28 protein-coding genes are annotated in these 26,680 nt (G+C 67.3%); all 28 read right to left on the reverse strand.

The annotated features are described in order from the left end of the window. Nucleotides 1-244: 244 nt before the first annotated feature. The 28 genes from AB0O87_RS14230 to AB0O87_RS14365 all read right to left on the reverse strand — a co-directional run bounded on the left by AB0O87_RS14230 (nt 245) and on the right by AB0O87_RS14365 (nt 26,674). Nucleotides 245-832, reverse strand: a complete 588-nt coding sequence (locus AB0O87_RS14230) for a hypothetical protein (RefSeq protein ID WP_234001773.1) — start codon at nt 830-832, stop codon at nt 245-247. Then, complete coding sequence (locus AB0O87_RS14235; RefSeq protein ID WP_234001772.1) at nt 829-1,077, reverse strand: hypothetical protein; 249 nt, start codon at nt 1,075-1,077, stop codon at nt 829-831. Before AB0O87_RS14235 ends, AB0O87_RS14230 begins: the two co-directional genes overlap by 4 nt. Further along, nucleotides 1,074-1,787, reverse strand: coding sequence for a hypothetical protein (locus AB0O87_RS14240; RefSeq protein WP_234001771.1), 714 nt, complete (start codon nt 1,785-1,787; stop codon nt 1,074-1,076). Before AB0O87_RS14240 ends, AB0O87_RS14235 begins: the two co-directional genes overlap by 4 nt. A 94-nt stretch (nt 1,788-1,881) precedes the next feature. Beyond that, nucleotides 1,882-2,310 carry a DNA polymerase gene (locus AB0O87_RS14245; RefSeq protein ID WP_234001770.1) on the reverse strand — a complete coding sequence of 143 codons (429 nt, stop codon included), beginning with the start codon at nt 2,308-2,310 and terminating at the stop codon, nt 1,882-1,884. Nucleotides 2,311-2,425: 115 nt separating this feature from the next. Next, nucleotides 2,426-2,785 (reverse strand): hypothetical protein, encoded by a 360-nt coding sequence (locus AB0O87_RS14250; protein WP_234001769.1) that lies wholly within the window; start codon nt 2,783-2,785, stop codon nt 2,426-2,428. A gap of 48 nt (nt 2,786-2,833) precedes the next feature. After that, the gene (locus AB0O87_RS14255) at nt 2,834-3,409 is read right to left on the reverse strand and encodes a hypothetical protein (protein ID WP_234001768.1); all 576 of its coding nucleotides are present in this window, start codon (nt 3,407-3,409) and stop codon (nt 2,834-2,836) included. Further along, nucleotides 3,409-8,436 carry a CHC2 zinc finger domain-containing protein gene (locus tag AB0O87_RS14260; RefSeq protein WP_234001767.1) on the reverse strand — a complete coding sequence of 1,676 codons (5,028 nt, stop codon included), beginning with the start codon at nt 8,434-8,436 and terminating at the stop codon, nt 3,409-3,411. The genes AB0O87_RS14255 and AB0O87_RS14260 overlap by 1 nt, the downstream gene beginning before the upstream one ends. Before the next feature lie 218 nt (nt 8,437-8,654). After that, entirely contained in the window at nt 8,655-8,972 is a 318-nt protein-coding gene (locus AB0O87_RS14265; RefSeq protein WP_234001766.1) for a hypothetical protein, read from the reverse strand. A gap of 500 nt (nt 8,973-9,472) precedes the next feature. Continuing rightward, nucleotides 9,473-10,519 (reverse strand): hypothetical protein, encoded by a 1,047-nt coding sequence (locus AB0O87_RS14270; protein WP_363517444.1) that lies wholly within the window; start codon nt 10,517-10,519, stop codon nt 9,473-9,475. Nucleotides 10,520-10,521: 2 nt separating this feature from the next. After that, nucleotides 10,522-10,668, reverse strand: a complete 147-nt coding sequence (locus AB0O87_RS14275) for a hypothetical protein (RefSeq protein ID WP_234001764.1) — start codon at nt 10,666-10,668, stop codon at nt 10,522-10,524. Nucleotides 10,669-10,677: 9 nt separating this feature from the next. Beyond that, a complete protein-coding gene (locus AB0O87_RS14280; protein WP_234001763.1) occupies nt 10,678-10,830 on the reverse strand; it encodes a hypothetical protein in 153 nt (50 codons plus the stop codon). Next, nucleotides 10,827-11,192, reverse strand: a complete 366-nt coding sequence (locus AB0O87_RS14285) for a hypothetical protein (protein WP_193599371.1) — start codon at nt 11,190-11,192, stop codon at nt 10,827-10,829. The genes AB0O87_RS14280 and AB0O87_RS14285 overlap by 4 nt, the downstream gene beginning before the upstream one ends. After that, nucleotides 11,189-11,467 carry a hypothetical protein gene (locus tag AB0O87_RS14290; protein WP_234001762.1) on the reverse strand — a complete coding sequence of 93 codons (279 nt, stop codon included), beginning with the start codon at nt 11,465-11,467 and terminating at the stop codon, nt 11,189-11,191. Before AB0O87_RS14290 ends, AB0O87_RS14285 begins: the two co-directional genes overlap by 4 nt. Before the next feature lie 277 nt (nt 11,468-11,744). Further along, nucleotides 11,745-12,809, reverse strand: a complete 1,065-nt coding sequence (locus AB0O87_RS14295) for a PDDEXK nuclease domain-containing protein (protein WP_234001760.1) — start codon at nt 12,807-12,809, stop codon at nt 11,745-11,747. Between the two features lie 45 nt (nt 12,810-12,854). Then, complete coding sequence (locus AB0O87_RS14300; protein WP_363517450.1) at nt 12,855-13,688, reverse strand: hypothetical protein; 834 nt, start codon at nt 13,686-13,688, stop codon at nt 12,855-12,857. Nucleotides 13,689-13,733: 45 nt separating this feature from the next. Further along, nucleotides 13,734-14,330 carry an A24 family peptidase gene (locus tag AB0O87_RS14305; RefSeq protein WP_234001758.1) on the reverse strand — a complete coding sequence of 199 codons (597 nt, stop codon included), beginning with the start codon at nt 14,328-14,330 and terminating at the stop codon, nt 13,734-13,736. A gap of 9 nt (nt 14,331-14,339) precedes the next feature. Further along, complete coding sequence (locus AB0O87_RS14310) at nt 14,340-17,651, reverse strand: LysM peptidoglycan-binding domain-containing protein (protein ID WP_234001757.1); 3,312 nt, start codon at nt 17,649-17,651, stop codon at nt 14,340-14,342. 15 nt (nt 17,652-17,666) lie between these two features. Continuing rightward, nucleotides 17,667-18,698, reverse strand: coding sequence for a hypothetical protein (locus tag AB0O87_RS14315; protein WP_234001756.1), 1,032 nt, complete (start codon nt 18,696-18,698; stop codon nt 17,667-17,669). Further along, on the reverse strand, nt 18,692-19,270 hold the full coding sequence (locus AB0O87_RS14320; RefSeq protein ID WP_234001755.1) for a hypothetical protein: 579 nt from the start codon (nt 19,268-19,270) through the stop codon (nt 18,692-18,694). Before AB0O87_RS14320 ends, AB0O87_RS14315 begins: the two co-directional genes overlap by 7 nt. A gap of 10 nt (nt 19,271-19,280) precedes the next feature. Continuing rightward, on the reverse strand, nt 19,281-19,691 hold the full coding sequence (locus tag AB0O87_RS14325; protein ID WP_234001754.1) for a pilus assembly protein TadG-related protein: 411 nt from the start codon (nt 19,689-19,691) through the stop codon (nt 19,281-19,283). Beyond that, nucleotides 19,688-20,137 (reverse strand): pilus assembly protein, encoded by a 450-nt coding sequence (locus tag AB0O87_RS14330; RefSeq protein WP_234001753.1) that lies wholly within the window; start codon nt 20,135-20,137, stop codon nt 19,688-19,690. Before AB0O87_RS14330 ends, AB0O87_RS14325 begins: the two co-directional genes overlap by 4 nt. Continuing rightward, the gene (locus AB0O87_RS14335) at nt 20,137-20,550 is read right to left on the reverse strand and encodes a TadE/TadG family type IV pilus assembly protein (protein ID WP_276315069.1); all 414 of its coding nucleotides are present in this window, start codon (nt 20,548-20,550) and stop codon (nt 20,137-20,139) included. The genes AB0O87_RS14330 and AB0O87_RS14335 overlap by 1 nt, the downstream gene beginning before the upstream one ends. Before the next feature lie 15 nt (nt 20,551-20,565). After that, the gene (locus tag AB0O87_RS14340; protein WP_234001752.1) at nt 20,566-20,760 is read right to left on the reverse strand and encodes a hypothetical protein; all 195 of its coding nucleotides are present in this window, start codon (nt 20,758-20,760) and stop codon (nt 20,566-20,568) included. Between the two features lie 101 nt (nt 20,761-20,861). Next, on the reverse strand, nt 20,862-21,743 hold the full coding sequence (locus AB0O87_RS14345) for a type II secretion system F family protein (protein WP_234001751.1): 882 nt from the start codon (nt 21,741-21,743) through the stop codon (nt 20,862-20,864). After that, nucleotides 21,740-23,197, reverse strand: a complete 1,458-nt coding sequence (gene iscB, locus AB0O87_RS14350) for an RNA-guided endonuclease IscB (protein WP_363517457.1) — start codon at nt 23,195-23,197, stop codon at nt 21,740-21,742. Before iscB ends, AB0O87_RS14345 begins: the two co-directional genes overlap by 4 nt. A 183-nt stretch (nt 23,198-23,380) precedes the next feature. After that, entirely contained in the window at nt 23,381-24,262 is an 882-nt protein-coding gene (locus AB0O87_RS14355; RefSeq protein WP_234001750.1) for a type II secretion system F family protein, read from the reverse strand. A 1-nt stretch (nt 24,263) separates the two neighbouring features. Beyond that, complete coding sequence (locus tag AB0O87_RS14360; protein ID WP_234001749.1) at nt 24,264-25,850, reverse strand: ATPase, T2SS/T4P/T4SS family; 1,587 nt, start codon at nt 25,848-25,850, stop codon at nt 24,264-24,266. Further along, nucleotides 25,847-26,674 (reverse strand): hypothetical protein, encoded by an 828-nt coding sequence (locus AB0O87_RS14365; RefSeq protein ID WP_234001748.1) that lies wholly within the window; start codon nt 26,672-26,674, stop codon nt 25,847-25,849. The genes AB0O87_RS14360 and AB0O87_RS14365 overlap by 4 nt, the downstream gene beginning before the upstream one ends. Between the last annotated feature and the right edge of the window lie 6 nt (nt 26,675-26,680).

A 26,680-nucleotide genomic window follows, 5' to 3' on the forward strand; every position in this document is an offset into this window, starting at 1 on the left:
ACTGCGGACGATTCTCTCTCCTTCGCCGCTTTGTGGCGGCAGCGCCTTCGCCTTTCGAAGGCCCCCAGACGATGGTGTCGAACGTCGCAGCTGACTTCCCGTGAGGGCAAGTGGCTGCGCCACTGGCCTCGGGCAGCCGGCGAGCCGGCCGCGGGCGGAGGGCAGTTCGTCGAGGCAAGGGGCCGGCGTCGGCTTCGCTGCGCTCTGCCGGCGCCTCGGATCTCAGGTCGGCTGCTCCCCCGCGTCAGCGGGTGCGGTGGTTGCGGGTGGCAGCTGCGTGGATGCGCTCGAGGGCGGTTTCGACGGGAGTCCAGGGGCGCACGATCTCGTCGACGGTGGCCTGGGTGATGCCGTGGCTCTCCATTTGCCAGGTGACGCCGAGTCTGCCGTCCTCGAGGTACATCGGCCGACCGTCGTCCCAGCTGGCGTAGATGCCGATGGCGCGGGTGGCGTCGCGGGTGCGCATGAGGACGTTGGTCTCGATGATCTCGGTGATGATGGCGCCGGCGGCGCACCAGGAGACGTTGTGGCCGGCGAAGTCGGGATCCTCGTCGACGGGTCCGGTGGGGGTAACTGCGTAGAGCGTGCCGCGGGATGTGAGCGTGCCGGAGGGTGTGGTGATCTCGGTCTGGAAGGCGAACGCGCGGGCGAAGTCTTGGTTGGTGGAGAAGTAGACGCGGTCGGTGCGCGAGACGATGCCGAGCTCTGGGCGCTCTCGGGGCGTGTAGGGGATCCGCAGGCCGGCGGCTGCAGCGTCGAGCGGACTTAGCAGCGGAGCGCCGATTTCGAGCCCTGGGCAGCCACCGTGCCAGTAGGTCGGCGGGGATGTCATAGGGAGCTTTGCCAGACCCAGGGCTCGTCGGGAAGTTCGCCGCGCACGAAGTACTCGCGTGCGACATCCTCGGCGGTGGAAGAGAGATCGAGGCCGGCGTTGTCGGTGATCGCGTACCACTGCTGCACGACGTAGCGGATCGCGTCGAGAGTCGCACGGTCGGCGGTGACCACACGAGGGAGATCGCCGCTCTCGACGTCGTTAGTGAGAGCGGCGATCGCCTCATCGAGGGGGACGTGTGTCATGCGTTCTCCCGTGTGGTTGTGCGGACGCTGGTGCGGGCTTTCTTGCGGTAGGAGCGCAGCGGCTTCCTGGGTGCGTCGTCGAGGAAGGCCTTGCCGGCGCCGCTGGCGAGTTTGGTGTTGCGCAGCTGGACCCGGTAGGGGTAGACGTCCTCGAGGAGCTCGCTGCGGGCGACGATTGCTGCCCAGTAGCTCGGGAAGGTGGAGATCTCGACGAGCTCACCGCCGGCGGTGAGGCGTTTGTCCGCGGCGCGGTCGCGATCGGTACGTGCCATGCGGACGGTGAGGACGGGCATGTTCTTGATCTTGATGATCGCGAGATCCCACTGCTCGAGGTAGCCCTTGTATCCCCACAGTGCGACGGCATTCGCGGTGTCTGTCGAGATCTTGGTGACGGCGCCGCGGGCGTAGACGAGATCCTTGCGCTCCTGCTCGAATGCGCCCTGTGGGGGGCGGACGAGGCCGATGACGTGCTCGATTCGTCGTGGGGGCACGCCGTCACGGATCCACCGGCGGATGGTGCCCTCGGAGACGCCGAACGTGTCTGAGGCTGTGCCGGCGTCGACGTGGCCGAGGCGGTTGAAGCTGCCGAGTGCGGCGCCCATGATCTGGCTGAGCTTGCGCGCACCCCAGGCCTGCTCGAGCGCTTCGACGTTCGCGCTCTCGGGTGTGAACCAGAGTGGTGCGGGGTCGTAGGTCGACGAGTCGTCCACTATCAGCCTCCCTAGTGAATGTGACATTCACAGCTTAGGCGGTGCCGATGTCGTGGTCAACGCCTGGCGCGGTGTGTTGGGGTGTGGCTGTGTGCTACTTCCCGCGGAAGCGGAGGACGTGGCCGACGAAAGCTGAACCGGTCTCGTCATAGAGCTTCTTGAGCGCCGGTGTCGAGACGGAGAGATCCTCGGTGCGGGGCAGGCCGAGATCCTCGAAGAGCGCGGCCTGCAGCTGCTCCCGGCTGCGCAGGTTGATCTCACGGCCGAGCTCGGCGTATGCGTTCTGGGCTGCCTCTTCCTGGTCGCTGTCGCCGGCGGTCTCCTCGAGGCGCCGCTTGATGAAGGCGTCGGCCTCTTTCTTGTGGAAGAGCGGCGAGCGCGCACCCTCGGGGAGCGCGGACTTGGGGAAACCGGCCTTGCGCTGCTTGGTGCCGGTGGCGTAGACGCGCACGGTCTGCTGAGAGACGTTGAGCTTCTCGGCGATGTAGGCGTAGTCGACGAGCTCGGGCATGGTGGCTGCCATCGGCTGGTCCTTTCTCTGAGGGCGGGCATTCCGTTCACGCCTGATAAAAGCGTGACATTCACTACATAGAGCGTATCGCGCTGGCCGGCGGATTCGAGTAGCTGCGAATCGAGGGCTACTCGAATCGAGGGTGGATCGTCTCGCGGAACCCTGCGTGGTGCAGCGCGTTGACGAGGACGAGATAGCTGTGGTCCTGGTGGGTGGGGAAGGGGTGGCCGCGCTCGGGAATGTCCACGACCCGGAGCGAGACCCACTCCGGGAGGTTGGCCATGTATCCCGACAGTGTGACGCCGAGTCCGTAGGGGGCGAGGAGCGCCACGATGCGGCCGATCTGGTCGTGGTGAACGACGATCGTGCTGTCCTGGCCCGCGGCTATGCCGTAACTAAACGAGATCGCCTCCTGGCCGGCCGGGATGGGGCCGGCGGGCGTGGCGGGCTGGCTGGTGACGACGAAGTCGACGGTTCGTTCAGGCATCGGGGCCTTCCTTCGTTTCGCGGCTACTCGTGGGCGAGGTCGGTAGTATCAGCGCCACTCGACGCCTTTGATGCCGTGGAACTGCCAGCCGTCGACGTAGCGGGTGTCGTAGAGGCCGGTGAGGTAGTCGGTGGCGCCGGCGTCGCCGCCCTGCACCCAGGCGTCGTATAGGTGTTGTTGCTCGGACGGTGACATGTCGAGGTTGCTGAACCGTTCGGCGACGTACTTCTTGTCGTTGGGGTCTGAGGAAGGGCCCTGTAGGGCGTTGACGCGGATGGTGCGCTGCCGGGTGGGGAGCTGGGCCTGGACGCGCTTGGCGAGCTGTCCGCGGCCGCGCTGGGTCGTCACGGATTGGCGGACGCGCTTGGTGATCTCTTTGGTGATCGCGGCGCGGGGGTTCTGGGCGCCGCGGATCCAGCGCTGCACGGTGCCCTGGGAGACGCCGAGCTTTTTGGCGGCGAGGCCGGTCGCGATCGGGAAGCGATCGCTCTTGCCGGGGAAGAGGAACTTGAGCATCGCGCGAGTGTCGGGGTGCTCCGCGGCGTAGTCAGGGATCTTCTGACCGGTGAGGCCCTCGAACATCGCTTTCATCTGGCGGGCTTGGGCGCCCTTGCTGAGTGCCATCAGATCAGCTCCTCGAGGTACTTCTTGCCCTTGTAGGAGCCGTCACCGTTGAGGAACTCGGCGTGATGCGCGAGCGGGTCGGATCCTTCGTACTTGTACTGGCCCAGGCCGCGGCCGAACCAGGAGGGGTCGCCGGGCCAGGCCTCGAGCGGGTCGGTGTGGTCGCTGGTGTAGACGACGGTGTCTTTCTCGATGGCGACGGGCCACCGGCCGCTGCGCTCGGCGTTGGCGAGGACGCGGCGGATGATGTTGGCGCGGGATTTCGCGACGATCATGTCGTGGCGGTGCGGGGCCCAAACGGCGAGGGTGTCGTGGTCGCCGCGGTAGTCGAGCATGCCGATCGCGGCGGCGTAGACGATCTTGAGCAGGTCACGGGCGGCCTGGTCGTCGACGTCGCTGGTGTCGAGGGCGGTGCGGGCGTCGCGGATGCGCTTGTACCAGGCCTCGAAGACCTTGGCCTTGCGGTCCCACAACCACGCTTCGTGGATCTCGAGCTCGAGGCCCATTTCGCTCGCGAGCTCGAGGGTAGGTGTGCTGACCCAGATCTGGGAGCCAGCGAACCCGTCGCGGACGATGCCCTGGGCGGCGAAGATGTCGGGGATCAGCCAGCTGCCCGGTTCGGGGGCGGTGATCAGCCAGTAGCCGGGCTTGTTCGTGGCCTTGGTGAACTGCAGCGGCCCCGCGTAGTGGGTGGGTGTGCCGACGCCGACTTCGGTGCTGGCTGCGGCGAGGTAGGAACCGCCCCGGTCGAACCCGTGTGCCCAGTGCTGTCCGATCTCATCGCCGAACAGCTTGCGCTGCCAGTTGAAGTCACCCTCGGCCATCATCTGGTCCTTGACGGGCGCTGGCCGGTCCTGCGGGTAGTAGATCTCGTCGTGCTTGTCGCGGGGAAGCAGCGCGCGCATGAGCTTGGTGCCGGTCGTGCCGGCGCTGCTGCGGTAGGGGAACTTGAGCGCCGCGGTGAACTTCCCCAGTCGGCGTGCGATGGTCGCGGGGTCCGGGTCGCCGTCGAGGATGGTGCTGATGAAGCGGAAGTCCTGGGCGGGGATGAGCGCGATGTGGACACCGATACCGCGGTTGTCTTCGCGCCACACGTCGATGCTGCCGGTCATGGATCCGTCGCCGCTGAGGGAGAACCCGGTTTCGGTCGCCATGGTGATGAACGGGTGGCCCTTGGTGGCCTCGCGCAGCAGCTTGCCGTAGTCGGAGTCGGTGGACTCGGGCAGGGTGTCCAGCGGGAGGCCGAGGGCGAGGGCGGCATCCATGGTGAGGTAGATCTGGCCGCGCTCGGTCTTGCGGGCACCGTTCGTGCCCTGGTTGATGCGGGTGCCGAGGTTCAGGTCCGTGGCGAGCTGCGCGAGCTGACCGGCATGCTCGAGCTGTCCCTTGATGCGGATCAGCTCACCGTTGGACAGCCACAGCCCGTCTGTGTGGAGCACTCCCAGTGGGGCGCGGAAGTCCTCGGGCGACGTCGCAGAGGCAGGCCGCGTCGGTGCGGCCGCGTCACGGGGTGCAGAGTTGGCGGGCTGTGGTGCGGCGGCGGCGGGCTGCTCGGTCTCGGCCGGGGCGGCAGGGGCGGTCGGCTGGGGGGGCGTGGGCTCCGCGGGAGCGGTGGGCGTCTCATCGACCGTGGGGGCATCGAACAGCGACGGCACACCGCCCTCGGGGGTTGTCTGGGGGCCTTCTCCCCCGTTGTCGATGCCGGTGTCGTCAGAGGGGGCGTCGGGGCCGCTGCCGGTGAGCGCTGACAGCGGGATGTCCCACACGCGGTGCTGCATCGCGCGGCCGGTGCGGCGGACGACGCTGCGCTTGCCCGCGCCGTCTGCGATGAGCCACCCGTGGGAGAGCATCGACGAGGAGAGCGAGGTCTTGGTGTCGCTGAACGCCTCGTCGGCCCGCTGCGACATCTGCTTGGCAACGGCGACGGCGGTGGTCGGGAACAGGTAGAGGCGGTCTTTGTTGATGACGCCGACGCGCTGCCCGTTGGGGCGCCACTGCGGGTGCATGCCGGCGGATTGGTCGCTCCATCCCAGCGAGCTCGCGTCCTCGGGCACGGCGCTGTCCAGGCCGGCCAGGTGGGCGTTGCCGTTGGCGATCGCCTCGCGCAGGTATTCCATCAGCTGCTCGCCGGGGTCGGACGCGGACGAGTCCTGCAGGCTGATTGCCTCGGCGATGCCGGCGCGCGCCCAGCCGTAGAAGTCGCGGGCTTCGTCGTCGCTGATGACGTCGAGGTCGCGGAGCATCATGAGCATGATCACGATGCCGCGGTCCAGGACCACGGCGGATTGCACGAGGCGGTCGTGGAGTCCGCCGTGCCCGTTCTGGTTGGGGATCGTCTTGCGCCAGTAGGCCTGCGTGCACAGGCGGTGCTCGCTGTCTTCCTCAGCTTCGGTGAAGTCGTCGACGAGCTGCTTGCGACGAGCGGCCGTCCACTGCACGAGCGAGGAGCCGATGAGAGCGCGGGCCTGGCGGCCACGCCGGGACTCGAGGCGTCCGAAGATCTCGCCGCCGTTTTCGAGTGTGGAGGGGTCCAGCGGCAGGTTGACGATGCGGGAGTCGGCGGATCCCTGGGCTGACAGCTCGCCGGATGTGATGATGCTGGCGAGGATCGGGCGGTCGGCCTCGGCGCCGCCGCGCTGCTTGCCGCGGATGCGCCCGATGCCGTTGAACACGATGCGGCCGAGAGTGCTGATGCGGCGGATCGCGTCGCTGGCGTTGCCGTCCGGGGCGAAGTCGTCGACGATCACGGGGACATGGCTGATCCCGGAGAGGGTGCGCTGCAGGCCGATCGCGGTGGATCCGCCGGAGGCACCGGAGATCAGGCCCTTGGTGTTGTGGGTGAGGGCCGGGGCGAAGTACTGCACGGCTAGGCGGCTGTGTGAGGTCTTGTAGGACGCGAACCCGCCCACCAGGTGCAGCAGGATCGGGCCGGGCAGGACCGGGGCGGTCCACGAGTGGCCGAGCAGAGGGGCGATCACACGGGCGGGGAGCTCGGATTCCCGCAGCGCCACGGTGCCCTCGAGCCACGCCTGGCGTAGCGTGTCGCGGTCTGTGGTGGGTTCGGGCATCGCGTAGATGTCGGAGGTCTTTGCTACGTCCACGTCGACGTCGACCGCGCCGCCCTTGGCGATTGCGCCGGTCGCGTGGACGAAGTAGTCGCCGGTGTCGGTGGTGCGCCACCCGACCGTGGTGTGCACGATGCTGTTGTTCCTCGGCGGCTTGATCGCGTTCATCGCATCCCACGCCTGATCGGCGCCACGGCGGCTGTTCGACTCGAGGAACCCAGGCCAGGGCATCGCCTTCGACCACGACCCGTCGCGGATCTGGTCTTCGGTGTACTTGAGGGTGACCGACTCGGTCTTGAATTGACCGGTCTCGGTGTCGCGCGTCGGGTAGCCGCGGTCGTTCGGAACCCACCGGGAGAACTTGATCACGTACATGTGCGGGGGCCGGGCGATCTCATTGTCGGTGCCGTCGTCCTCGACGGCGACTGTCTGAACCTCCGCCCACCCGCGCATGACCCGGAAGTACTTGTTCTCCTCGTCACCGGGGGTGTGCTTGATGAGCACGGTCTGCCCCTCGACGATGTCGTAGTGGTTGCCCTGGATGAATGGGCGCTTCTCGGGCTGGTCCTCGGGGGTGTCGTTCCCGAAGAACACTCCCCCGTTGCCGCCTCCGCTGCCGGTCTGCGTGCGGGGCGCGGAAGGGGTGATTTCGATGGTCTCGGCCGGCTGCTGCTCGTCGAGGTCGGGGCGGATCGCGACGAGCGACGATGCGACCGCCTGGGGGACGTCGAGGCCCGCGACGATGTAGGTGTCACGGGCGATCCGCGCACCCTCGGCGGTCGCGGCCGCGTACTCGTCCAGGGCGATGCGGCCGCGACCGCCGAGCTGCTCCGGGGTGAGGACAGGGTCGATCGCTTTGATCCGCTCGAGGCGGTTGAGCGACTCCCGCGCCCACGCCTCGGCGTGCTGCTCGGAAGTCGCCCGGTCCTGCTGGCTCTGCTCGAGCTGTGCGGTCGCTTCCTTGAGGCACACGGCAACGCCGGTGCGCCCGTGCACGAGCTTGTCGGCCTCGGCTGCGGCGACGATCGCGCGGGCGTCGTCGACGGTGATCTCGAGGAGCGTCGCGACCGTTCCGCCGGCGTCCATGTGGTCGGTGAAGTCCGACTTGCGGTCGTCGAGGTTGGGCAGGAAGATCCGCGCCGGGATGCCGAGTTCGGCCAGCTGCGCACCGACACCCGCGGCACGCTGTGCGCCGGCGGGATCGTTGTCGACGACCAGGTTGACCGTGGCGCCCCGGAAGTGCTCGAGCAGCTCGGCGGGGAACGCCGTGGCGCCGCCGGCATTGGTGGTCGCGGTCAGGCCCTCGGCGATTGCGCTGTCGGCGTCCTTCTCCCCCTCGAGCAGCCACACGTCACCGCCGCCGGCGACCGCTGTGCGGATCGCGGCGAGGTTGTAGAGCAGGGGGGCGAAGCCTTCGGGCTTGCGCTTGACCCAGCGGCCGTTGGCGCCGCGGTAGCTCTGGGTGAACCGCTTGTGCCGCTGCCCGTCCAGGGTGGTCTCTTCGCGGTGGACGCGCTGCAGGACGACGCCGTTGTCGTCGACGTACTCGTAGACCTTGACCTGGCGCCACGTCGCGCCGGTCAGGTCCGGGGTCTGGGGGGCGAGCTCATCCTGTGTTAGCCGCGGCGGCAGCGTCGGCCGCTTCGCCCGCGGGGCGTGCGAAGCGTTACGGCGATCGGCGGGCAGTGGCGCATCGAACAGATCGCTGACGGTCAGGCCCAGCGCGCCGCACACGTCGCGGAGGTCGAAGGCATCGCCACAGCCGAAGCAATGCATCATCACCTTGCCGCCGGCGTGGTCGTAGCGGATGCTCAGCGAGGGTTGTGCGTCGCCGTGCACAGGGCACAGGGCCATGTGCTGGTTGCCGCGGCGCCGAGGCTTCCACCCTCCGCGGTCGAGCGCCTCGAGGACGCGGTCGAGGGAGTTGGTAGCCGTCGACGTCCCGGTGTACTCAAGCGTCATCGCTGCAGCACACCCCCTCGGGAGCGCGCAGCAGATTCCAGCGGGTGCGACACGACGGTCACATCAACGCTAGACATCCGCAATATCGCGGCTATAATCATGCTTACCTGCTGATTCTGATTCTGATTCAGACGTTCGTTGCAGCCTCTTGCAGGAGACTGTGACCCCAAAGCACTCAAGACCCCCGATGGTTTGCAGACCAGAGGGGGTCGAGTCTTTTATGCGGACCGAAGCATAGGCAGCTCCTCTGCGTGTGCGGTCTCTTCGGCATGGCGCCGTTCTGCAGCCTTACGGATCTCCTGGTTGATGTACTCGGGGATCTCGAGGCCCTTAGATGCGGCAAGCTGGATCGCTGCCCAGCTGCCGATGGGGATACCGAGCGCATCCGCATCGCGGGAGTATTGCTCGTACTGATCGTCCGGAACCCGGACGGTGATTGCCGTTCGCTTTCCGCGCGGCCGTGTGCCTCGGCGACGGGGCGATGCCTCGTCGCCGGTCGCAGCGACTGGCTCGCCGCGGTGCTCTTTGTCAGCCATACGGCATGTCTACCAGAACTCTGATGCCGCATTGGGATTTTCCTTGCTGCGTCGCGCAGCCGTGTCTTCGCGCCCATGTCAGGTATAGGCCCAACAGCGGACGCTTCGCGGACATCGGTTCCCGAAAAAAGTTTGGCGGCACCGTTGGTACACCTTTCCCGCCTCGCGCGGGCACGCATGTGTGAGGGCTTGCGCTGAAAAGGTGTACCAGGTGTACCAGGCACGAGAAAAAACCAGATCAAAAGGCGAAAAAGCCTGGTACACCTTTACGAATCACAGGTGTACCACTCGAAAAGAAAGCCCAGATCAAGCCGGGATTCATTGGTACACCTCAAAAGTGTATCGTTGCGCGCGAGGAGCCATTTTCCGATACGCCGGTGTGCGCAAGGGGTCCGCGAGGATGTCGGGAATTGGGTTTGCGTGACACTAGGGCTCTTTGCCTGACACTCGGATCGAGCCCGACGACACCGACATGGGGGTCGGCGTGTCGGCGTGTCGCGTTAGATCTCGCGGTCGGTGGGGATCTTCCAGACGCGGGTGGGTTCCCCGCCGATCCGCACGGTCACGGTTCCGGTCTTGGATGTGATCAGGTGCAGGCGCCGCAGCGCCGCGGTGATCGCTTTCGTGCTGAGAGTTGGGTCGCCGTGTGTGGCGCGGATGAATGGCAGCGCCTCAGTCGGGCGGATGTATAGGTAGTCGCGATCGGTGCGCCCGATCACCCACTCCTTGCTGTCGCTGGCGTTGTCGGTGAGTTCTCCGCCGTTGGCGAGGAGATACCTGACGGCATCGCGCAGAGCCCAGACGATCTGATCGTCGGGGCTGAGCCATGAGGTCGCCGGGGTAGCGAGGGTGTCGAGCCCGAGGGTGCGCAGGATCGTATCGCCGAGGTAGAACGCTGCGTCGAGGCGGCGGGGCTTGTCGTAGTCGGGATGGCGAGCGATATTGATCGCGTGCTCGTTGAGGTCCAGGTGGCGTGTGCTCTGTTGCAGGTAGCTCGCGATGATGCGTCGGCCGGCGGCTGCCGGTTCGCTCTCCATGGCGCGAAGTGGTCGAAGGCTGCGGAGACGCTGGGGCAACTCGATCGTGATGGAGCGTCCGGCGCTGAGTGGCTGGATGGTCTGCGAGCTGGCGATGATGAGAGCGGAAGCGTCGCTGAGTGTGGTCGAGAACGAGACGAAAGACTCGATCTCGATCTCGTCGAGCATGCTCAAGGTCGACCGGGAACTGGTCTGCGGTACCTCGTCGAGGACGAGCGGCCTGCCAGGTGTCACGGCACGGCGAATCCCGTTGAGCGTGGGCGGGTCTATGTGCGGTCGTTCGACCTCGCCGGCGAGCTCGGCGAGTGCATTCGCGAGGGACTCCCTCGTGAGGCGTGTTCCGCCGACGATGAAGATCGGGGTGGGGAGGGGCTCGATGTGCGAGTAGGCGATCGCTCGGATGAGCTTGTCGGCATGGAGGGGGAATGCTTCGCGCAGGGGCTCGATCCCCGCGGCCCAGGCGCCTCGCGCGTGAGCTGCGGGGATCGGATCGGTGGCGAGTGCGTCCATGGTCAAGTGTCGGTATCCGTGCGGATGACGATGAGCTCGTGGCCTTCGGGGATTTGCGCCTCGAGCAGCTCGCGAGCCTCCTGGTAGCTATCAGCCTCGACGGTGATCCGTTCGGTGGCGGTGCTGCGAATGGTTCCGATGACGCGCATGTGCGGACCTTAGTGGTGGTCTCTGACGTTGGACGGCGGTGGGGCGTCGGAGCTGTGCGCTGGCTCGTCGTCGTGCTGTGAGGCGCGGGCGAAGGCGTCGGCGATGAGGCTGCCCAGCAGCGCACCACCGGGCGTCTCTGCCCAACCTCGCTCCGTGGTCACGCGCTGGCCTGCAGGTGCCGTTGCACGTACTCGTCGAGCGCGGCTCGGACGACGTCGGAGTCGCTCTTCATCCCCAGCTGCGCACGCAGCTGATCGACCTCCCGCTTGCGGGTCGGTGTGACGCGGGTGCGGATCGTCGGGGACGAGCCAGCGCCGGCGGCCGTTCCCCCCACGCGGGGTCGTCCTCCCACCGCGCGTGCGACGGCCTGTGTGCTTCCGAGGGCGTCGAGAAGCATCTGCTGGCCGATGGCTGCGGCGTCCGCCCCGTGGGCGCTCTCCCCCGGCGTCGACGCGCCGGTGGGCTGTTCCTCGAGAGCGGCGAGGGCTGCGTAGCGCTCCTGGTCCTTCTTGCTGAGGGTCATCCGGTCTCCTCCTCCATCTGTTGGCGGTAGTAAGAGCCCAGCGGCATGACGTGATAGACGACGAAGGTGCCGCCGGGCTTGAGTTCAATGAGGACTTCGATCAGCCGATCGGTCTGCGCGTGTTGTGGGCCGACGAAGAGGCGGCGCTGGTTGCGTCCGTCGCGGTCGTTGATCTTGACTTTGGTGCTCGTGTAGATCGAGTTCTGCATGGCGTAGAGAGCATCGGTGTGGGTGATGTCGTGCTTGTCGGCTGACTCCGCCCACTCGATTCCCATACAGGTATTGTGCCACAAAACCGGCTAGCGGGGAAGCCCGTCTGTGGAGAACCGCGTTGCGCGTGTGGGCCGGAGGCGTACCTTCGCAGGATGGTCGACGATGAGTTGGCGGACGGCGCTCAGCCGCACTGCTGCGGCGTGGTGATGCGCGATCGCCCCGGCGTCCTGGTGTGCGTGGTGTGCGGCGGTGAGGCCTCCCTGCCGCGCGTTGCCGCTCCCCCGGTGTTTGTCGGGGCGAGCCTCTACGGCGGGTGAGCCCGGATGTTCTGGGCCGCGGCTAGAGGCTCTCGGGTTGGTTGGTGGCATCCTCGGGCTCGGTGAGCTCAACGAGGGCACCCAGTGCGTGGGTGAGTTGATCGGCGTCTGGGAGCGCCTCTTGCTCGGCTGTGGGCAGCGAGTCGTAGGTGTACGTGGAGATCGCCATCGGCTGAGTCGTCCCACGAAGCGCGTAGCGGACCACCGATTCGTTCTTCCCCGTGCACAGCAGGATCCCGACAGTTGGAGCATGAGCAGGCTGACGGAGTCGCTCGTCGACGAGAGCGACATAGAAGCCGAGCTTGCCGGCGTACTCAGGCTCGAACCGCCCGATCTTGAGCTCGACGACCACGTAGCGCAGCTGGATGGTGTGGAAGAACAGGAGATCCAGAACGTACTCGTCGCCGTCGACGTCGAATCTCATCTGGCGTCCGGCGAAGGTGAAACCGGGGCCGAGCTCGCGCAGCGTGTCGACGATGCGGTCCATGAGTGCTTGCTCGAGGTCGCGTTCCGCGATGCCGCGGCTGAGCCCGAGGAAGTCGAACACGAATGGATCTCTGACCATGCCCTGAGCCTGGGCGGCGTCAGCTGGCTCGAGCTGAGCATCGAAGTTCGTCGGCGCAGCGCCGATGCGTGGGCGCAGCTGGTTCATGATCTGGTGCTCGAGCACGGCCCTCGTCCACCCGTTCGCGGTGGACTCGACCGCGTACCACTCTCGTTCCTCCGGGTCATCGAGCCTGTCGAGGAGGAGCCGGACGTGACCCCAGGCAAGTTGTCCCACAGCCTGTGGGACATTTGATGGCCACGCCGCGGCCAACGCTCGCATGTACATCAGATTCGAGCGGTTGAAGCCGCTGGTGTCGGGGAACTCGGTGCGGAGATCCTCGGCCAGTCGCGCGACGATCTTGGCGCCCCAGCCGGACTGCTGCTGCTGCTCGAGGATCGTCTTGCCGATGGTCCAGTAGAGCCCCACCATCTCGTTCTGCACGGCACGCTGGGCGCTGCGCTGCGCCGCACGCACCCGCGCTTTGAGGTCAGCGAGGACGCGATCGTACCCGTCTGGGTGCTCGATCTCGCCGGATGCCATGATCGAAGCGTATCCGCGGCCGCAGACCTGGCTCGCGACCGGGGGCTACTCCCCTGTGATGACTTCGACGAGACGGGGCGCGATCGCTGCCGGCGCCGGCGTGATCGGGTGCGAGGCGAACTCGGCCGGCTCGGCTTCCCGCCAAATGATCCGCCGCTCGTTGCACCAGGTGCAGTGCCCTGCCCAGCGGTACGGGTCGGCCTCGTGAAGCCTGGTGCGCAGCGGCGCCGCGTAGGGGCTCTGAACGCCTGCGCGCCAGCGGATGCGAGGGTGGAGCGCGGCCCCGGCGAGGTACAGGCGTCGGCCGATGCCCAGCCCGGCGTACAGCTCCCAGCGGTTGCCGTCGTCACGCGGGTTGTCCGGGTTGATTGAGGGGATGTCGTAGGGCTTGGAGAACACGTCACCGAACCCGTCAACAGGGTCGACGGCGAACCGTGCGCGGAGACCGCTGGCGGCGTGCTGCAGCACGGTCATTGGGTCACCATCAGGCGTCGTGGTGCGCAGCAGGTAGATCGTGCGGTCGTCGACGACGGCCCTGACCCGGTCGACGTTCTCGCGCGCGATCTGTTCCGCGGCCGCAGCGGTGAGATGCATGTGGAGTTGCTCGTCGTCACCAGCCTGCAGCACTGCCTCGGCCGCGGCTTCCTCGGCGAGGCCGGGGAGCTGCTCGAGTAGTCGCGGGTGCCACTCGTTGGCGTGCCGGGAGGTCCGCGCCCAGGCATTCGCGATCTCAGTGCGCAGCAGCTCGCGCGCCCACCGTTGCGCGGCCGCGTCGAGGCCATCGCTCTCCTCGAGCTCGCGGAGCCGTTCCCGTGCTCGCCTGCGCCCCCACCAGCCCGCGGCCGAGACCTCGCGGTGCGCGTGCCGGCGGTCCAGCACACGCCGCAGGTACTCCCCCTCGGGGCTGTAGTACTCGTCGGACATTCAGCTGGCGATGGTTGCGGTGATCCCGACGATCGCGCCGGCCGCGATCATGTACGGCCCGAACGGCAGATCCGTGCTGTCATGCCCGCGGCTGCGTCGCACTGCCGCGGTGATCGCGTGCGGAAACGCGAGCACGTAGGCGAGCGCGAGCGCAAGGAACGGGAGGTACCAGGTGTGCCATCCGGTGAGCAGTCCGACGCTGAGGGCGAGCTTGACATCCCCGAATCCGACTTGCCCGGCCAGGCCGATCGCGGCCAGCAGGACCGCGAGCCCGATGCCGCCACTGATCGCGGCGATTGCGGGACCGACTGCGCCGGCGGTGAGAGCGAGTGCCAGGACGGCGCCGGCGAGGATCGCCGCGAGCGTCAAGGTGAGTGTGTCGGGCAGGCGACGCTCCCGCAGGTCCGTGCGCGTCAGGAACGCCCCGTAGACGGCGTAGACGGCGATCATGCCCCAACTGCCCACCGTGAGTCGCAGATCGGCGCTCAGCGGCGCTGTGACGGCCGCTGACAGCGCGAAACCCCCCACGGCGGCGAGCGGGTACCGCAACGTCGGGAATCGTCGCGCACGCACGCCCTGGGGGGCTTCACGAGTCATGGTCATGGATCAGCTGGCGATCGCGTGCCGCTGTCGCAGCTGCGCGATCAAGGTCTGTGTCTCGGGCTCGGGCTCGTAGTCCTCGTCGACGGCGGCAAGGCTCTGCTCGAGCTGCGTGATGAGACGCTCGACGCCGGCGTGGTCGCCGGCCTGGTGCTCGGCGCGCAGCCCGTCTCGCCAGAAGACCTCGTTGACGGGGTCGACCATGCGTCCGATCGCTGACGCGAGCCTGGCGTGGCGGACCTTGCCGGTGCTCAGGCTGCGGGTGGATACCTCGTGGGCGACGTCACCGATCGCGGCGATCATCTCGTTGCGGAGCCGGTCGGCGAACACGTAACGCTTGTCGGGAACGCCACTGATCGGCTGTCCCTTGACGAGCTCGAGCGCAGCCAGCAGCCGATCCGTGGATGTGTCGGAGATCTCGTCGCCGACGAGACTGAGGAAGTCCTGCCAGTCGGATCGGACATCTTCGTGCAGCCGGTACTCACCGGTTGTGACGTAGGGCACGTACCACTCGCCGTCGTCGTTCTGGCCGAGCCACCGGCGGGTTTTGGACGTCAGGCTGTTGCGGTCGTCGTTTGCCTTCTCTCCGGTGGCGATCTGGCCGGGGAAGAACACAGCGTGCACCTGCTCGGCGCTGGCGTTGGGGTGCACGGACAGGAATGCCACCAGCTCGGTGCCCCTGCGAACCCTCGATCGCCACTGGGCGGCGGTGTTCGGGTTCACCGGCGCCTCGCCACGTCCACCGCGGACCTCCACCGGGCCGAGCATCTGCAGGTACGGGCCACGGTGCAGCGGGGTGACCGCCGCGAGAGCCTCATCCTGCCCCGCCGCGGCATCGACGTCGACCATGTCGTGATCTGCCGCATCCACCGGCTCCTCGTTGACGGCGGCAGCCGCGGCGACGTCGGCCTCGGTGGCCTCCTCGGCCTCGGCCGCGGCCGGCTCGGAGATCTCGACGTCGGCTTCCTCGTCGACGAGCGGGAGCTGCTCGGCTTCGATCTCGGCTGCGGGGATCTCGTCGAGCTCGAGTTCGTCGTCGAGGGCGACGCCGGTGGCGGCACCCTCGGTTGCGATGTCGAACAGCGCGAGGATCTCGTTGTACTCGCGGGTACCGACCAGCTGGGGGGTGATCGGGATCGCGACGCCGGTTCCGGGGATCTCGAGCTGCGCGCGACGGTCCTCGGTGAGTGCCAGGTTCCAGCTGCCCGTCAGGTGGCCGGCGCTGACAGCGGCGATGCCGACCCGCGGGATCCGGGTGACGAGCTCGCTGATGGCCTCGCGCGTGGCATCGTCCGGGTTGTCGCCGAGGATGATGATCTCCGGCGCCCAGGCCTCCGCGTCCGCCCCGGTGGTGCGGGCCTGCTCGAGTCCGTCGACGCCGAGCTCGGCGAGGGCCGCTTCGACGGCCGCGGCCTGTCCGTGCAGGTTGCGCAGCAGCGTCTCGGTGTCCTCGACGTGACGCACTCGGCCGCTGCCGAGCGCGAGCGGTAGGCGATCGCCGACACCGACGAGGGTGACCTGCACGTCCTCAGACCAGGTGTTCGCGGCGAGCTCGATCGCGATGGCGGTGAGCACACCCTGGCGTAGTTCCCCGGTGGCTCCGATGACGTTGAGCGCACCGATCCGCTCGAGGTCGACGAAGATGTGCCCGTTGTTGTCGTCGTGGCCGATCATGACCAGCGCCGGGTACGGCGCGGACGGAACCGTGTCGAGCGGCTCGAGGTCGGTCAGCGCGACCATCCAGGCGAGCTTGTCGTCGGGGTCGTACTGGGTGAACGGTGCAGGCAGGTCTGTGGGCTCGTCGAGGTAGACGGCCACAGAGCTCTCGTCGAGGCGGAGTGCGTACAGCGCGGGGAGCCGGTTGCCGGTGTCCTGCGCCCACACGGCCAGGTGCCGCAGCGCCGTGTCGACCGCCTCGGCGCCCAGCGGGTTCTCCACGGCGCGCAGCTCGAGCTCGACACTGGACACCGTTTCGTCGGGCATCGCGATCCGCTGACGTGGCTTGCGATCGCGGCGCTGCTTGAGCCGGCGCCATCCGAGCAGAGTGAGCAGGCCGGCGGCGAGCGTGGCGCCGATGCCGCCGATGGTGGCGACCATGAAGTAGTCCTCGATACCGCTCGTGTCGGCCTCGTCGACGTCGACCGGCGCTGCGGGAGCGGCAGCCACGTCGGCGGGTGCCTGCGTCGCCTCGGTGGTGAAGCCCAGGCCACTCGTCGCCTCATCCTCGGCCGCGGCATCCGCGCCCTCGTCCGTCGCCGCTGCTCCGGCTCCCTCATCGGCAGCCCCGCCGGCACCGGCGGCGCCGGCGCCCTCATCAGCCTCGACGTCGACAGCGCCGGCGGCGCCCTCGTCTGTGTCGGCGGCTCCGGTGCTCCCAGTGCCCGTCGAGCCTGCAGCGTCGTCGCTCGGGGCGACCGGAACCGTGGTGACCACGGGGATGTTGACCTGCTGGCCGGGGTAGATCCAGTTCGGGTCGGTGATCGTGCCACCGCCGGGCTGAACAACGTCTTTGGACGCTTCGAAGATCTCCGGGTAGCGGGCCCCGTCGCCGAGCTCGTCGGCCGCGATGTCCCACAGGGTGTCACCGGAGACGATTCCCCGCTGCTCGTAGGTGACCTGAGTGACCGTCTCCGCTTCGACACTGGCGGTCTCGGCCGCGGCGCCGGCGACACCCGGAACGAAAGCATCAGCCGGCAGAGTGAGCACCCAACCCTCCTGCAGCCAGCCCGATGCGCTGAGCGCTCCCCCATCGGCCTGCTGGACACCGATGTTGAGCGCGGAGATCTCCGTGGCCCGTTCCCGATCCCCCAACGTGGTCTCCGCGATCCGCGCCAGAGTGTCGGTGCCCGAGACGACGTACTGCGGCCCAGCCTCGACGACGGGAGTCTCCTCATCGGCAGCCTCGGCCGCGGCGACCGATACGACGGATGCGCTCATGGACACCGAGGGCTGCACGGGAACCTCAGACGCGAACGCTGCAGCGGGCGAGAACAGTGCGATGACCGCGGCGAGCAGACCGCCCATGACCCTCTGCTGGACACCGAGACCGGGGATCCGCGGCCGCGGCACGCCGCGCAGCTGCGCAGGCAGCTCGGCGAGGAAGCCGACAGCGAATGTCGCCCACGCGATCCACGCAGCGATCGGCATGATCGTTCCGACCAGGAAGGATCCGGTGTAGTCGCGCATCGTGAACCCTGCCACGAGCTCGTCCCACGACGGCAGCGGGTTACCGGCGAAGAATACGAGCCCGGCGGGGATCCCGACGAGGAGCACGGCGAGCAGGATCAGCGACCCGAGGCCCTTGCCGATGCGGTTCATGATGCCTCCTGGGGGTTAGGGAACGATGACGGTCTGCAGCTCGTTAACCTCGAGGTCAACCGCGCTGCTTGTGGTCGTGTTGACAGTGCCAGCGGCACCCGAAACCGAAGTCCAGGTCACCGTCCAACTGCTCGTGGCGGTGACTGTAAAACGATCGCCCGGACTAGTGCTTGAGGTTCTCGTGTATTGGTAACCACAGGTCGGTGACGTTGTCATGCCGTAGCCGATGTTGTAGGGCGTGCCGGTGTTGCCGCAGACGGTCGACGATCCGTCGCCCATGGTCCACCGGATGGAAGTCACCTGAGCGGTGGCCGTAATGGTCTGCCCGCCGAGCGTTGCGGTTTGCGAATATGGGCCCCAGCTGGTCGGAGTTGGGTTGTTGACCCACAGCCAGAGCGGGACGCCAACGTATCCTCGGCGGTGGCCCCATGCGGGGTTGATCTCCGGTGCCATGCCGATGTCGATCGCGACGAGGGGGAAGCTGTCTATCAGCATCGCCGCGGCTCTACCGGGCGTCAGAACTTGCAGGCCCGGCGGGACGGAGTTGGACCAGAACGTGTAGTTGTCGTCCCCGATGCCGATGCCGCCGCTACCCGCGGCGATCCAGACCGAGTTGCAGTTGTAGTACCCGGCGTCAGCGTCATAGCCGGGAGGGATCGCTGGCCAAGCACCATCGACCATCGACACGTAGCACTGTCGGTCGTTCGACCAGTACTTCTGACTGTTGCCACACTCGATCGTGAAGTACCACTGCGTATACCCACCAGAAGTCGATAGGACGTAGATGTCCTCGGGATTCATCCCCATCGCCTTCGCATTGTTCTCGGTCGTCAGGTAATAGCACGTTGCCGCTCCACGGGTCCAACCGTTCGCGTCAGCACCCACGGGATCACTCGGCGCCGCTGAGAGCGCCGAGTAGCAAACCGAGACTGTGCCGGTGGACTCGCAGTACACGCCGTCAGCAGCCTGGGCGGCAGTAGGCAGCGCGACGAGAGTGGCGATTGCCAGGATGACGACGACGAGGGCGGCACGGATACGGGTCAGCATGTGTCCCCCGTCTTGATCATGTTGCTCACCTTCCACGCCTCGTCCTCAGCCACGTAGACCACCTGGTAGTCCACGGGATACTGCAGCGTTGAGGGGCGAGGAGCCGGGCTGCCATCGCTCGTGGTGATGACCAGGGTTGAGAAGTCGGTGCAGCTCGGCAGAGTGACCATGCCGAACTCAACACCCTCGTAGGTCTGTGTATACGCAGACGTGAAGTCTGCCGTCACAGCGCCAGTGGTCACATATCCCTGCGCGTTGTACAGGTCGATCTCGTCAGTTGCGCTCTGCAACGCCTGGCCAGTCAAGACCGCATCAAAGCGCTCGATCCCGTCACCTCCCGCGGCCGAGACTTCGCCACGGATCACTAGGGACTCTTCGGCGACCTCGGTCGCTGCCGCGATCGCCTCATCCTCGGAGCTGGGGGGAGCAACGGGACCGGCTGTTGCCGTGGGGCTCGTAGACGTGGTGGGAGTTGTTGTCGGCGTGGGTGTGGTGGTTCCTGTGCATCCCGCAAGGAGTGCCAGGCCAGCGACAAACCCTGCGATCACAGTGAGCGTGCGCGTGGTGGTCATGTGGGTCTCCTTATTGAGTGATCAGCTCTGCGGTGGCTGTGGCTTGGATGGGAAACGGCATGGGGAGGAAGGTCGCGGAGTAGTCGGTGTCGACGGTGACGGTGATGCGGTTGCCGCTGACGGAGGCGCTTCCTCCGACACCAGCAGCTGCGAGGTAGCCGTTGGCCGCGCTGACGGCACGGCTGCTGTCGATCGCGGTGGATCCGTCGATGATCGCTTGGCCGCTGACGGCGTTTGCTGCGGCGCGTGCTGCGCTGGCCGCGGTGGTGTAGGCCTGCTGGTTGGCTTGCACCTTGCCTGCGCCGTCGACGACGAGGCCGACGATGGCAAGGAATGCCACGGTCATGATGACGAAGTAGATCGTTGCGACGCCCTTGTCCTCGTGGAGCTTGGCGCGGACTTTCTGGATCGTGACGTTCATCGCCGCTCCCTGTAGGCGTCGACAGGGGAGACGGCGTTGCCGGTGAGGACGCGCGTGCCGGGCAGTCCGACCATCGCTGCGTCGCTGAGGGCGACGGTGCAGGACACGGTCGCGCCGACTCGGCCGGTGGTGCCGATAGGGGCGCTCAGGCCGGAGACGTCGATGTTGACGGAGAGTGTGGTGCAGTTGACGCCGGACTGAGCCATTGAGATCCGGGCCATGTCTTCGGCGGCGGCTTGTGCCCCCGCCGTGGTGCGGGCGAGGGATGCTTCGCGAGCTGCAGCTGACGCGGCGGACTCGACGGCGTTGCCGGCCAGGCTGAGGCGCCCGGCTGCGGCGAGCAGCACGAGGAGCATGGCGAGCGCGGGGGCGAGGATGGCGATCTCGAGGCCGGCGGAGCCGCGGTCGTCCCGGAGCTTGGCGATGAGCGTTCGGATGGTGCGCATCAGTTCACCCACCTTTCGGTGGGGCCGGTTACGGTGACGTCGATGGCTGTGGTGAGTCCGGGGACGAATGAGGGGGCGGTGCCGGTGACGATGACGGTGACCGTGTTGGCGCCGCGGTCGACCGCGACGGATGCGCCGCTGATCGGTGAGCCGGACTGGGTGAGGACGGCGAGCCCGGCGGTGGAGCCGTCTGTGCTGCTGGCGTTGTAGGCGCGTGCGGCGTTGTAGGCGCTGGTGGCGGCGGCGTGGGCGAGGTTGTTCGCGTGGAGGATGATGCCCAGGTGCAGGAAGATCGCGAGGATCAGCAGCAGCACCGGCGCGATGATCGTGTTCTGCAGCGTGGCCGCACCACGATCACCGGCGAGCGCTTGTGTGAGGCGCTGCCGGTGATCGTGGTTGGTAGTGCGAACCATCTGCGGGTGGGTCTTTCAGCCGGTGGGGATCTGGCCGGCGTAGGCCTGGATCGCGGTGACGATGATCGCCACGACGGCGACGGCGGCGATCGCGATGCCGGCGGTCCAGATGACCTGCTCGAGGGTGATGGAGCCGCGTTCGGGCTCTTCGGTGAAGCGAGCTGCCCGTCCGCGCATGCGGGACAGGAACTCTCGGCTCAGGGTCGACATAGGATCCTGGTTCCTTTCTTTGTGTGGGTGGGTGGTGCTTGGTCTAGTGGGTATAGGCCTCGGTTTGGGCCCTTCGCGGACATCGGTGGATAAACAACTTTTCAGAAGAAGGCGTTGAGCACGAACGGTGTACCGAGGAGGAGCATGAAGAGGACGCCGGTGAGTGTCATCGGGATGGTCATCTTGTTGGTCGCTTTGTTCGCCTCCGTCACTTCGTCATTGAGAAGTCGGTCGCGGAGGTTCTGCCCCCGCGCCCTGAGTGTCTCATATACCGATGCTCCTTGCTCCCCTGAAAGTCGGATTACCTTGGCGATTTCAGCCAGGTCGGGGACGTCGATCTCGTGGGAGAGATGCTCGAGCGCATCCCAGGGCGCGGTGCCGGCGTAGCGGGCTTCGGTGAGGGTTTGGCGGATTCTGACGAAGGCCCAGTTGCGGCCGACTTGGGCGGCGGACTCGAGGGCTTTGCCGGGAGAGGCGCCGCTGATGCGCTCGGATCCGACGAGCTCCATGTAGACGGCGACGGAGCGGGAGAACTCTTTGCGGGCGGCTTCGGCCTGGTCGCGGACGAGCAGGTTGGGGAGGACCCATCCGCCGATCGCGAGGGGTATGCCGAACAGGGCGGGGATGTAGAACGCGGTGAGGCCGAGGACTTGGAAGATCAGTCCGATCGCGAGGGGTGCGATGAGGCCGAGGCCGGCGGAGAGCACCTTCTGGTACAGGAACCGGTTGACGCTCATGCCGATCAGGCGCAGGTCGCTGGTGGGGATCTTGAGGGAGGCGCTGTCGCCTGCGCGTCGGAGGACTGCTGATCCGATGCGGTTCTCGAGGGTGGCTGCGTAGGCGGGGTCGGCGGCGACGGTTGTGGTGCCGATCCGGTCGAGTGCTGCGGAGAGCCGCGGCTGGGTGGGTACCAGCGCGGCGACGACGAGCGCGAGGCCGAGGCCGGCGACGAGGCCGGGCAGGACGATCAGAGCGAGGTTCATGATGTGGTGCCTTTCTGCGTGTAGGCGTAGCCATCGGCGCGTTGAATGAGGGTGAAGTGCCTGTGGTGGAGGCCCTGCACGGTTCCGGCAGTGGTCGTGATGTTGAACGACCCGGTTGCGCGGACGGCAACCCTGCCGAAATAGATCCCTGCTTTCGTGCCGTCTGGGACGAAAGCTCGGGAGTGGTCGCCGGTCGCGAACCCGTAGTGCCGCTTCTGACGGGTGAAGTAACCGCGGGGGAATCCGGCCGCAGTGACGATAGACCGCTGATAGCGCCCACGCCCGGTGCAGCGGATGACGCTCGTACTCGCGGGCCACCCTGTCAGCGCGTCAAGATCGCCGACCGCGAGCGCGTCGAGAGCGTGAGTCTTAGGGGCGCCAAGCCGGGTTCTGTTCCATTTGGTGACTGCCCCGGTACTCGTAGCCACGCGAACACCGAGGCTCTCGGCTCGCCGGACGATGGCATACCGCGTGGTGTTCACGGCAGCTGCGTCGCGCAGCGGGGCCTTCGCCTGAGCCATGATCTGGTGGAGACGTGCCGGGTCGGTGACGAACTCCTCGATCGGCATTGCGCCCTTCGCCTGGTTGCAGGGGATGCACGCGAGCGTCAAGTTGGACACCCGATCGCTACCGCCTCGTGCGCGAGCGCGAATGTGGTCGATGTTCAGAGGGACATCTGTTGCCCCGCAGTAGACGCAGGCCCGTTCCCACTTCGCAAGTAGGTATTCGCGGACGTTCGTGCCCGCAAGAGTTCCCTGCTGGTATTCGACGCCGGCGATGTTCGGATGTTGGAGAAGCTGCATATCGAACCGGACTTGTTCGATGACGATTCCTGTGACAGGAAACCACCGAGCGAGGCGACGGAGCCACGATTCGACGGTGTCGAGTCGGTGCCGAAGCGAGGGCGGCAGCCAACCCGGAGGCCGAGTGCGGTTGAGGAATCGGGGCGCGCGATAACGGAGGTTCCGGTTTCGACGACTTCGCCGCAGGCCCGCCCTAGCTTGCAGTGCTTGCTTGATGGCTAGGCCGCGGTGGACGAGCTCGCCTAGCCAGATGCCCGTGCGCGAGGTGTGAACCTCACCCCTGGACGTATCGAGAGAACCCCTTTCCACGACGACAGCGATGCCTGTCCCTACCGAGCCTGGGTCGACGCCGACGACAACCCCGTCGACGACAGAGCCCTCCTCGCTGCGATCCTTCAATCGAATGGTGAACACCGGGGCTACGCGGATAACGACCGCCCGCCCTTTTGACAGCAGCTCTCGAGCCCGGCCAGGCCGGGTTGGCTGCAGCGGGCGTCCGCGACGGTCAAGAACCGCCACAGACGCCTGACGAGTGCCGCGGTCACCCGCGACAGGCGACATCGCAGCCGAGGCCATGATGTCGTGACGCCGAACCCGCTTGTGCAGATTCGGGCTCCCCTCGCCCATGTCAACGACCCGATGCCCGCTCATGCGGACGTCTGCGCCCCGTTTCGTGGCTACCCCAGCCGTGTCTGCTGGCGCGGATTCGAGAGCACGGGGCTGAGGAAGCACCCCGAGGTCGGTCTTCTGTCGTGTCGTCAACGTAGTCACCCCCTTCAAGGTGTCTCGGGCTGGTCAATCGAGCTCTCACGAGCGGGCCAGAGGCCCGGTCCGTCAGGGCGGGGTGACTGACTTCTCACCAGCTTTCTCGGTGGGGACGAGCAGTCGGGGTGCGGGTTCGCCGCGGCTGATGCGTCGCATCCACAGCAGCACGAGTGCGTAGCTGACGAGGTATGCGGCGAACAGGAGTTGCCCGATCGGGGTGCCGTAGGGCGCGGAGTACTGCTGCGCGAGGACGAGCAGCACCAGCAGCGCGACGGTGAAGTAAACGACGAAGCGGGCTTCGTTGCGAGGGGTTGCCCGGTCTGCTTCGATCTGCCGGCGCATCTTGACCCGCTCGAAGATGCTCTTGGCGAGGTCTTCGAGGGACGCGGCGAGGCCGGATCCGCGCAGCTCGGCCTTGCGGAGTAGGTGCATCACGAGCACGTCCGCGGTCTCGTCGTTCAGGTCGTCGGCGAATGCCTGCAGCGCCGCGGTGGTTGTCCACCGGGCGTTGAGGCGTGCGACGAGCTGCGTGACCTGGGGGCGGATCGCTTCGGGGCAGCTGCTCAGCGAGGCGGCGATGGTGCGCTCGAGGCCGGCACCGGAGACGGTGAGTCCGGCGAGGCTGCGCGTCCATGACTCGAGCGCGTCGAGCTTGGCGATCGTGTTCTCCTCGGGCCCCTTCTGCAGCAGCCAGGGCAGCCCGACCGCGGCGACGGGCACGGCGATCACGAGCAGCCACCATCCGGTGAACAGCGCGAACACCAGGCCGACTACGGCACCGCCGATGAGCTGGATCTGCTGCGTGCGGGTGAAGTCGCGTGTCGCGCGGCCGCGGAGTGCGCTGCGGGTGGGCAGGCCGCGGGTGTCGGGCCGGTAGGAGGCGCCGAGGATCACCAGGATCGCGCCGACGACGGCTACCAAGATGCACAGGGCGAGGGTGGCGGTGGTCATCTCACACTCCCAGGTTCGCGGTGTCGAAGCCGTGGTACTTGAGCTCGTCAAGCAGTCGCGGCGAGGGCATGTCGGCGGTGATGAGGCTGCCGGTGGAACGGTCGAAGCGGAACACCTGAGAAGCCACGGGGCGGGAGTTGTTCTGCTCTTCACCGGGGAGGATCTCGGCGATCTCGGTGACGACACGGCGGGGCTTGCCGGTTGCCGGGTCGATGATCTTCGAGATCTGCACGACGATCTTGATGTTCTGTTCGATCATCCGGTAGGCGTACACGGGAGTCGTGTTGTTGCCGCGGGAGAGCATCAGCGCCGACATGCGGTCGATCGAGTCGTCCGCGCTGGCAGCGTGCAGGGTGGACAGCGATCCGACACCGGACTGCATTGCCTGCATCATGGCGTAGATCTCGGGACCACGGACCTCACCGACGATGAAGCGCTGCGTGTCCAAACGCAGCGTGTCGTACACGAGGTCTTCCGGGGTGATCTCGCCGGGCAGGCGCCCATCGGAGCCGCGCTCCCCCTCCCCCGGCTTCGCCTCGAGCGCGACCACCCGCGGGTGCCGGTCGTTGATCTTGTGGAGGTACAGCTCACGCTCCATCTCGATCGTGACGATCTTCTCTTCGGCGGGGATGCAGTCGGCGAGCGCGCGCAGCAGCGTGGTCTTGCCCGCTCCGGGGAATCCGCTGGTGACGACGGACACGCCGGCGGTGACTGCTGCGCGGAGGAAGGCTGCGGCCTGTCGGGTGAGGGTGCCGCGCTCTACGAGCTGGTCGAGGGTGACGTCGACGAGGCGGTGGATGCGGATGACGATCGTGGGTCGTGTGGCGACGGGTTCGGCGATCGCGGCGAGGCGTGCCCCGCCGGGCAGGTCCATGTGCAGGCGGGGGCGGGCGCTGGTGAAGGATCGTCCGCCCTCGCCGGAGCGGGAGGCGAGCATGTTGATCTCTCGCTCGAGCTCACGGTCGTTCGCGGCGATCGGGTAGTTGTACTTGACGACGCGGCCGTCCGCGTAGGAGATCCAGATGTCGTCGAACCCGTTGATGTGGATGTTCTCGACGTCGGGCTCGTCGACGAGCGGCTGCAGTCGGCCGAGGCGGAACAGCTGGTCGAACACCGCTTGCCGGATCGCGTTCTGCATCGCCGGCGTCCAGCGGATTTCACCGGGGCGTCGGGTCTGCTCGTCGACGCGGGCGCGGACCCGGTCGACGATGTGGTCTTGGGCTGTCTGCTCGCGCTGGTCGGCGGTGATGTCCATGGATTCGCTGAATACGGCGGCGAGCTCGCGGGAGACTTCGTCACGGATGACTGCGATCTCGGTCCAGGGCAGGTCGCTGCGTGCGTCGAGGGTCGCTGCCGGGGTCACGGCCGGGGTGGGCGGCTCCGGCGCGCGCGGTGCGGCCGGGGCCGGTGCTGCGGGAGCGGACACGTCGGGCGCCTGCCGTTGCGCTGCGCGGGTCAGGTGGGCGGCGGCGTGGCCGAGGTTGCGCAGGTTGTTGTCGGCCGGTGGTGCGGCCGGGGTGGGCTGCGCGGGTTGCGTGAAGAACGGGATGTTTCCCAGGTCTGCGGGGTCGGGCGTGGAGTCGCTCACTGCTGTCCCTCCCAGTCGGTGGTCGTGTAGGTGCGGGCATTGAGGACATCGCCGTAGCTGTGGAGCAGCGCTCCGATGGCTCGGGTGTAGGGGGTGCGCTGAGCGCCGAGGGTTGGTGCGCCGACCGAGTAGGTCGCGGCGCCCTTCGGATCCCAGGGCATGGTGCCCAGCAGGTTCATGCCGATCTGCTGGGTGACGGTCTTGAGGGGCCAGGTTTCCTGCGTGGTGGGGCGTTCGGTGACGAGCAGGTCGACGTAGCTGGCGTGTCCGATCTCGTTGAGCGCGTTCAGGAGCCACTCGGGGACGGTGTTGCGGTTCTCGTCGAGGGAGCGCCAGTGTGCGAGCACACCGGCCACGGACGGCAGTGTGCGATCGGTGAACAGGGTGATGCTGTCTGCCTCGCGCAGCAGCGGGAGCCGAGGGTCGTTGGCGTGCAGGCGCCCGCCGTCGACGATGATGTCGTAGCCGGTGGCTTCGTAGGGGCGTAGCGCGTCGAGCAGTGCTCGCCAGAAGTGAGGGCCGGCGCCGGCGGCACCCTGCAGGCTCTTGAAGCCAGGGATCAGGACCGCGCGCGGGCTGAGCTCGACGGTCTGCTCCCAGAGCTTCTCGGCGGTGAGAGCGCCGTACTGGTCAGCGACGGCAGCTTCGGTGAGGCCGGTGCTGTGGTAGACCTGCCCGCGGATGAGTCCGGGGATGATGCTGCTGGTCTTGGTGGTGTCAGCCTCGACGAGGATCACGGGCTTGGACCAGTTCAGCGCTAGCGCGCCGGCTGCTGTGGTCACGCCCGGCGCGCCGGAGGCGCTGGCCAGGAAGATGATTGCCATGCCGGC

Origin of the sequence: Microbacterium sp. NPDC076768, from assembly GCF_040687205.1 — a bacterium.
GTDB lineage: Bacteria > Actinomycetota > Actinomycetes > Actinomycetales > Microbacteriaceae > Microbacterium.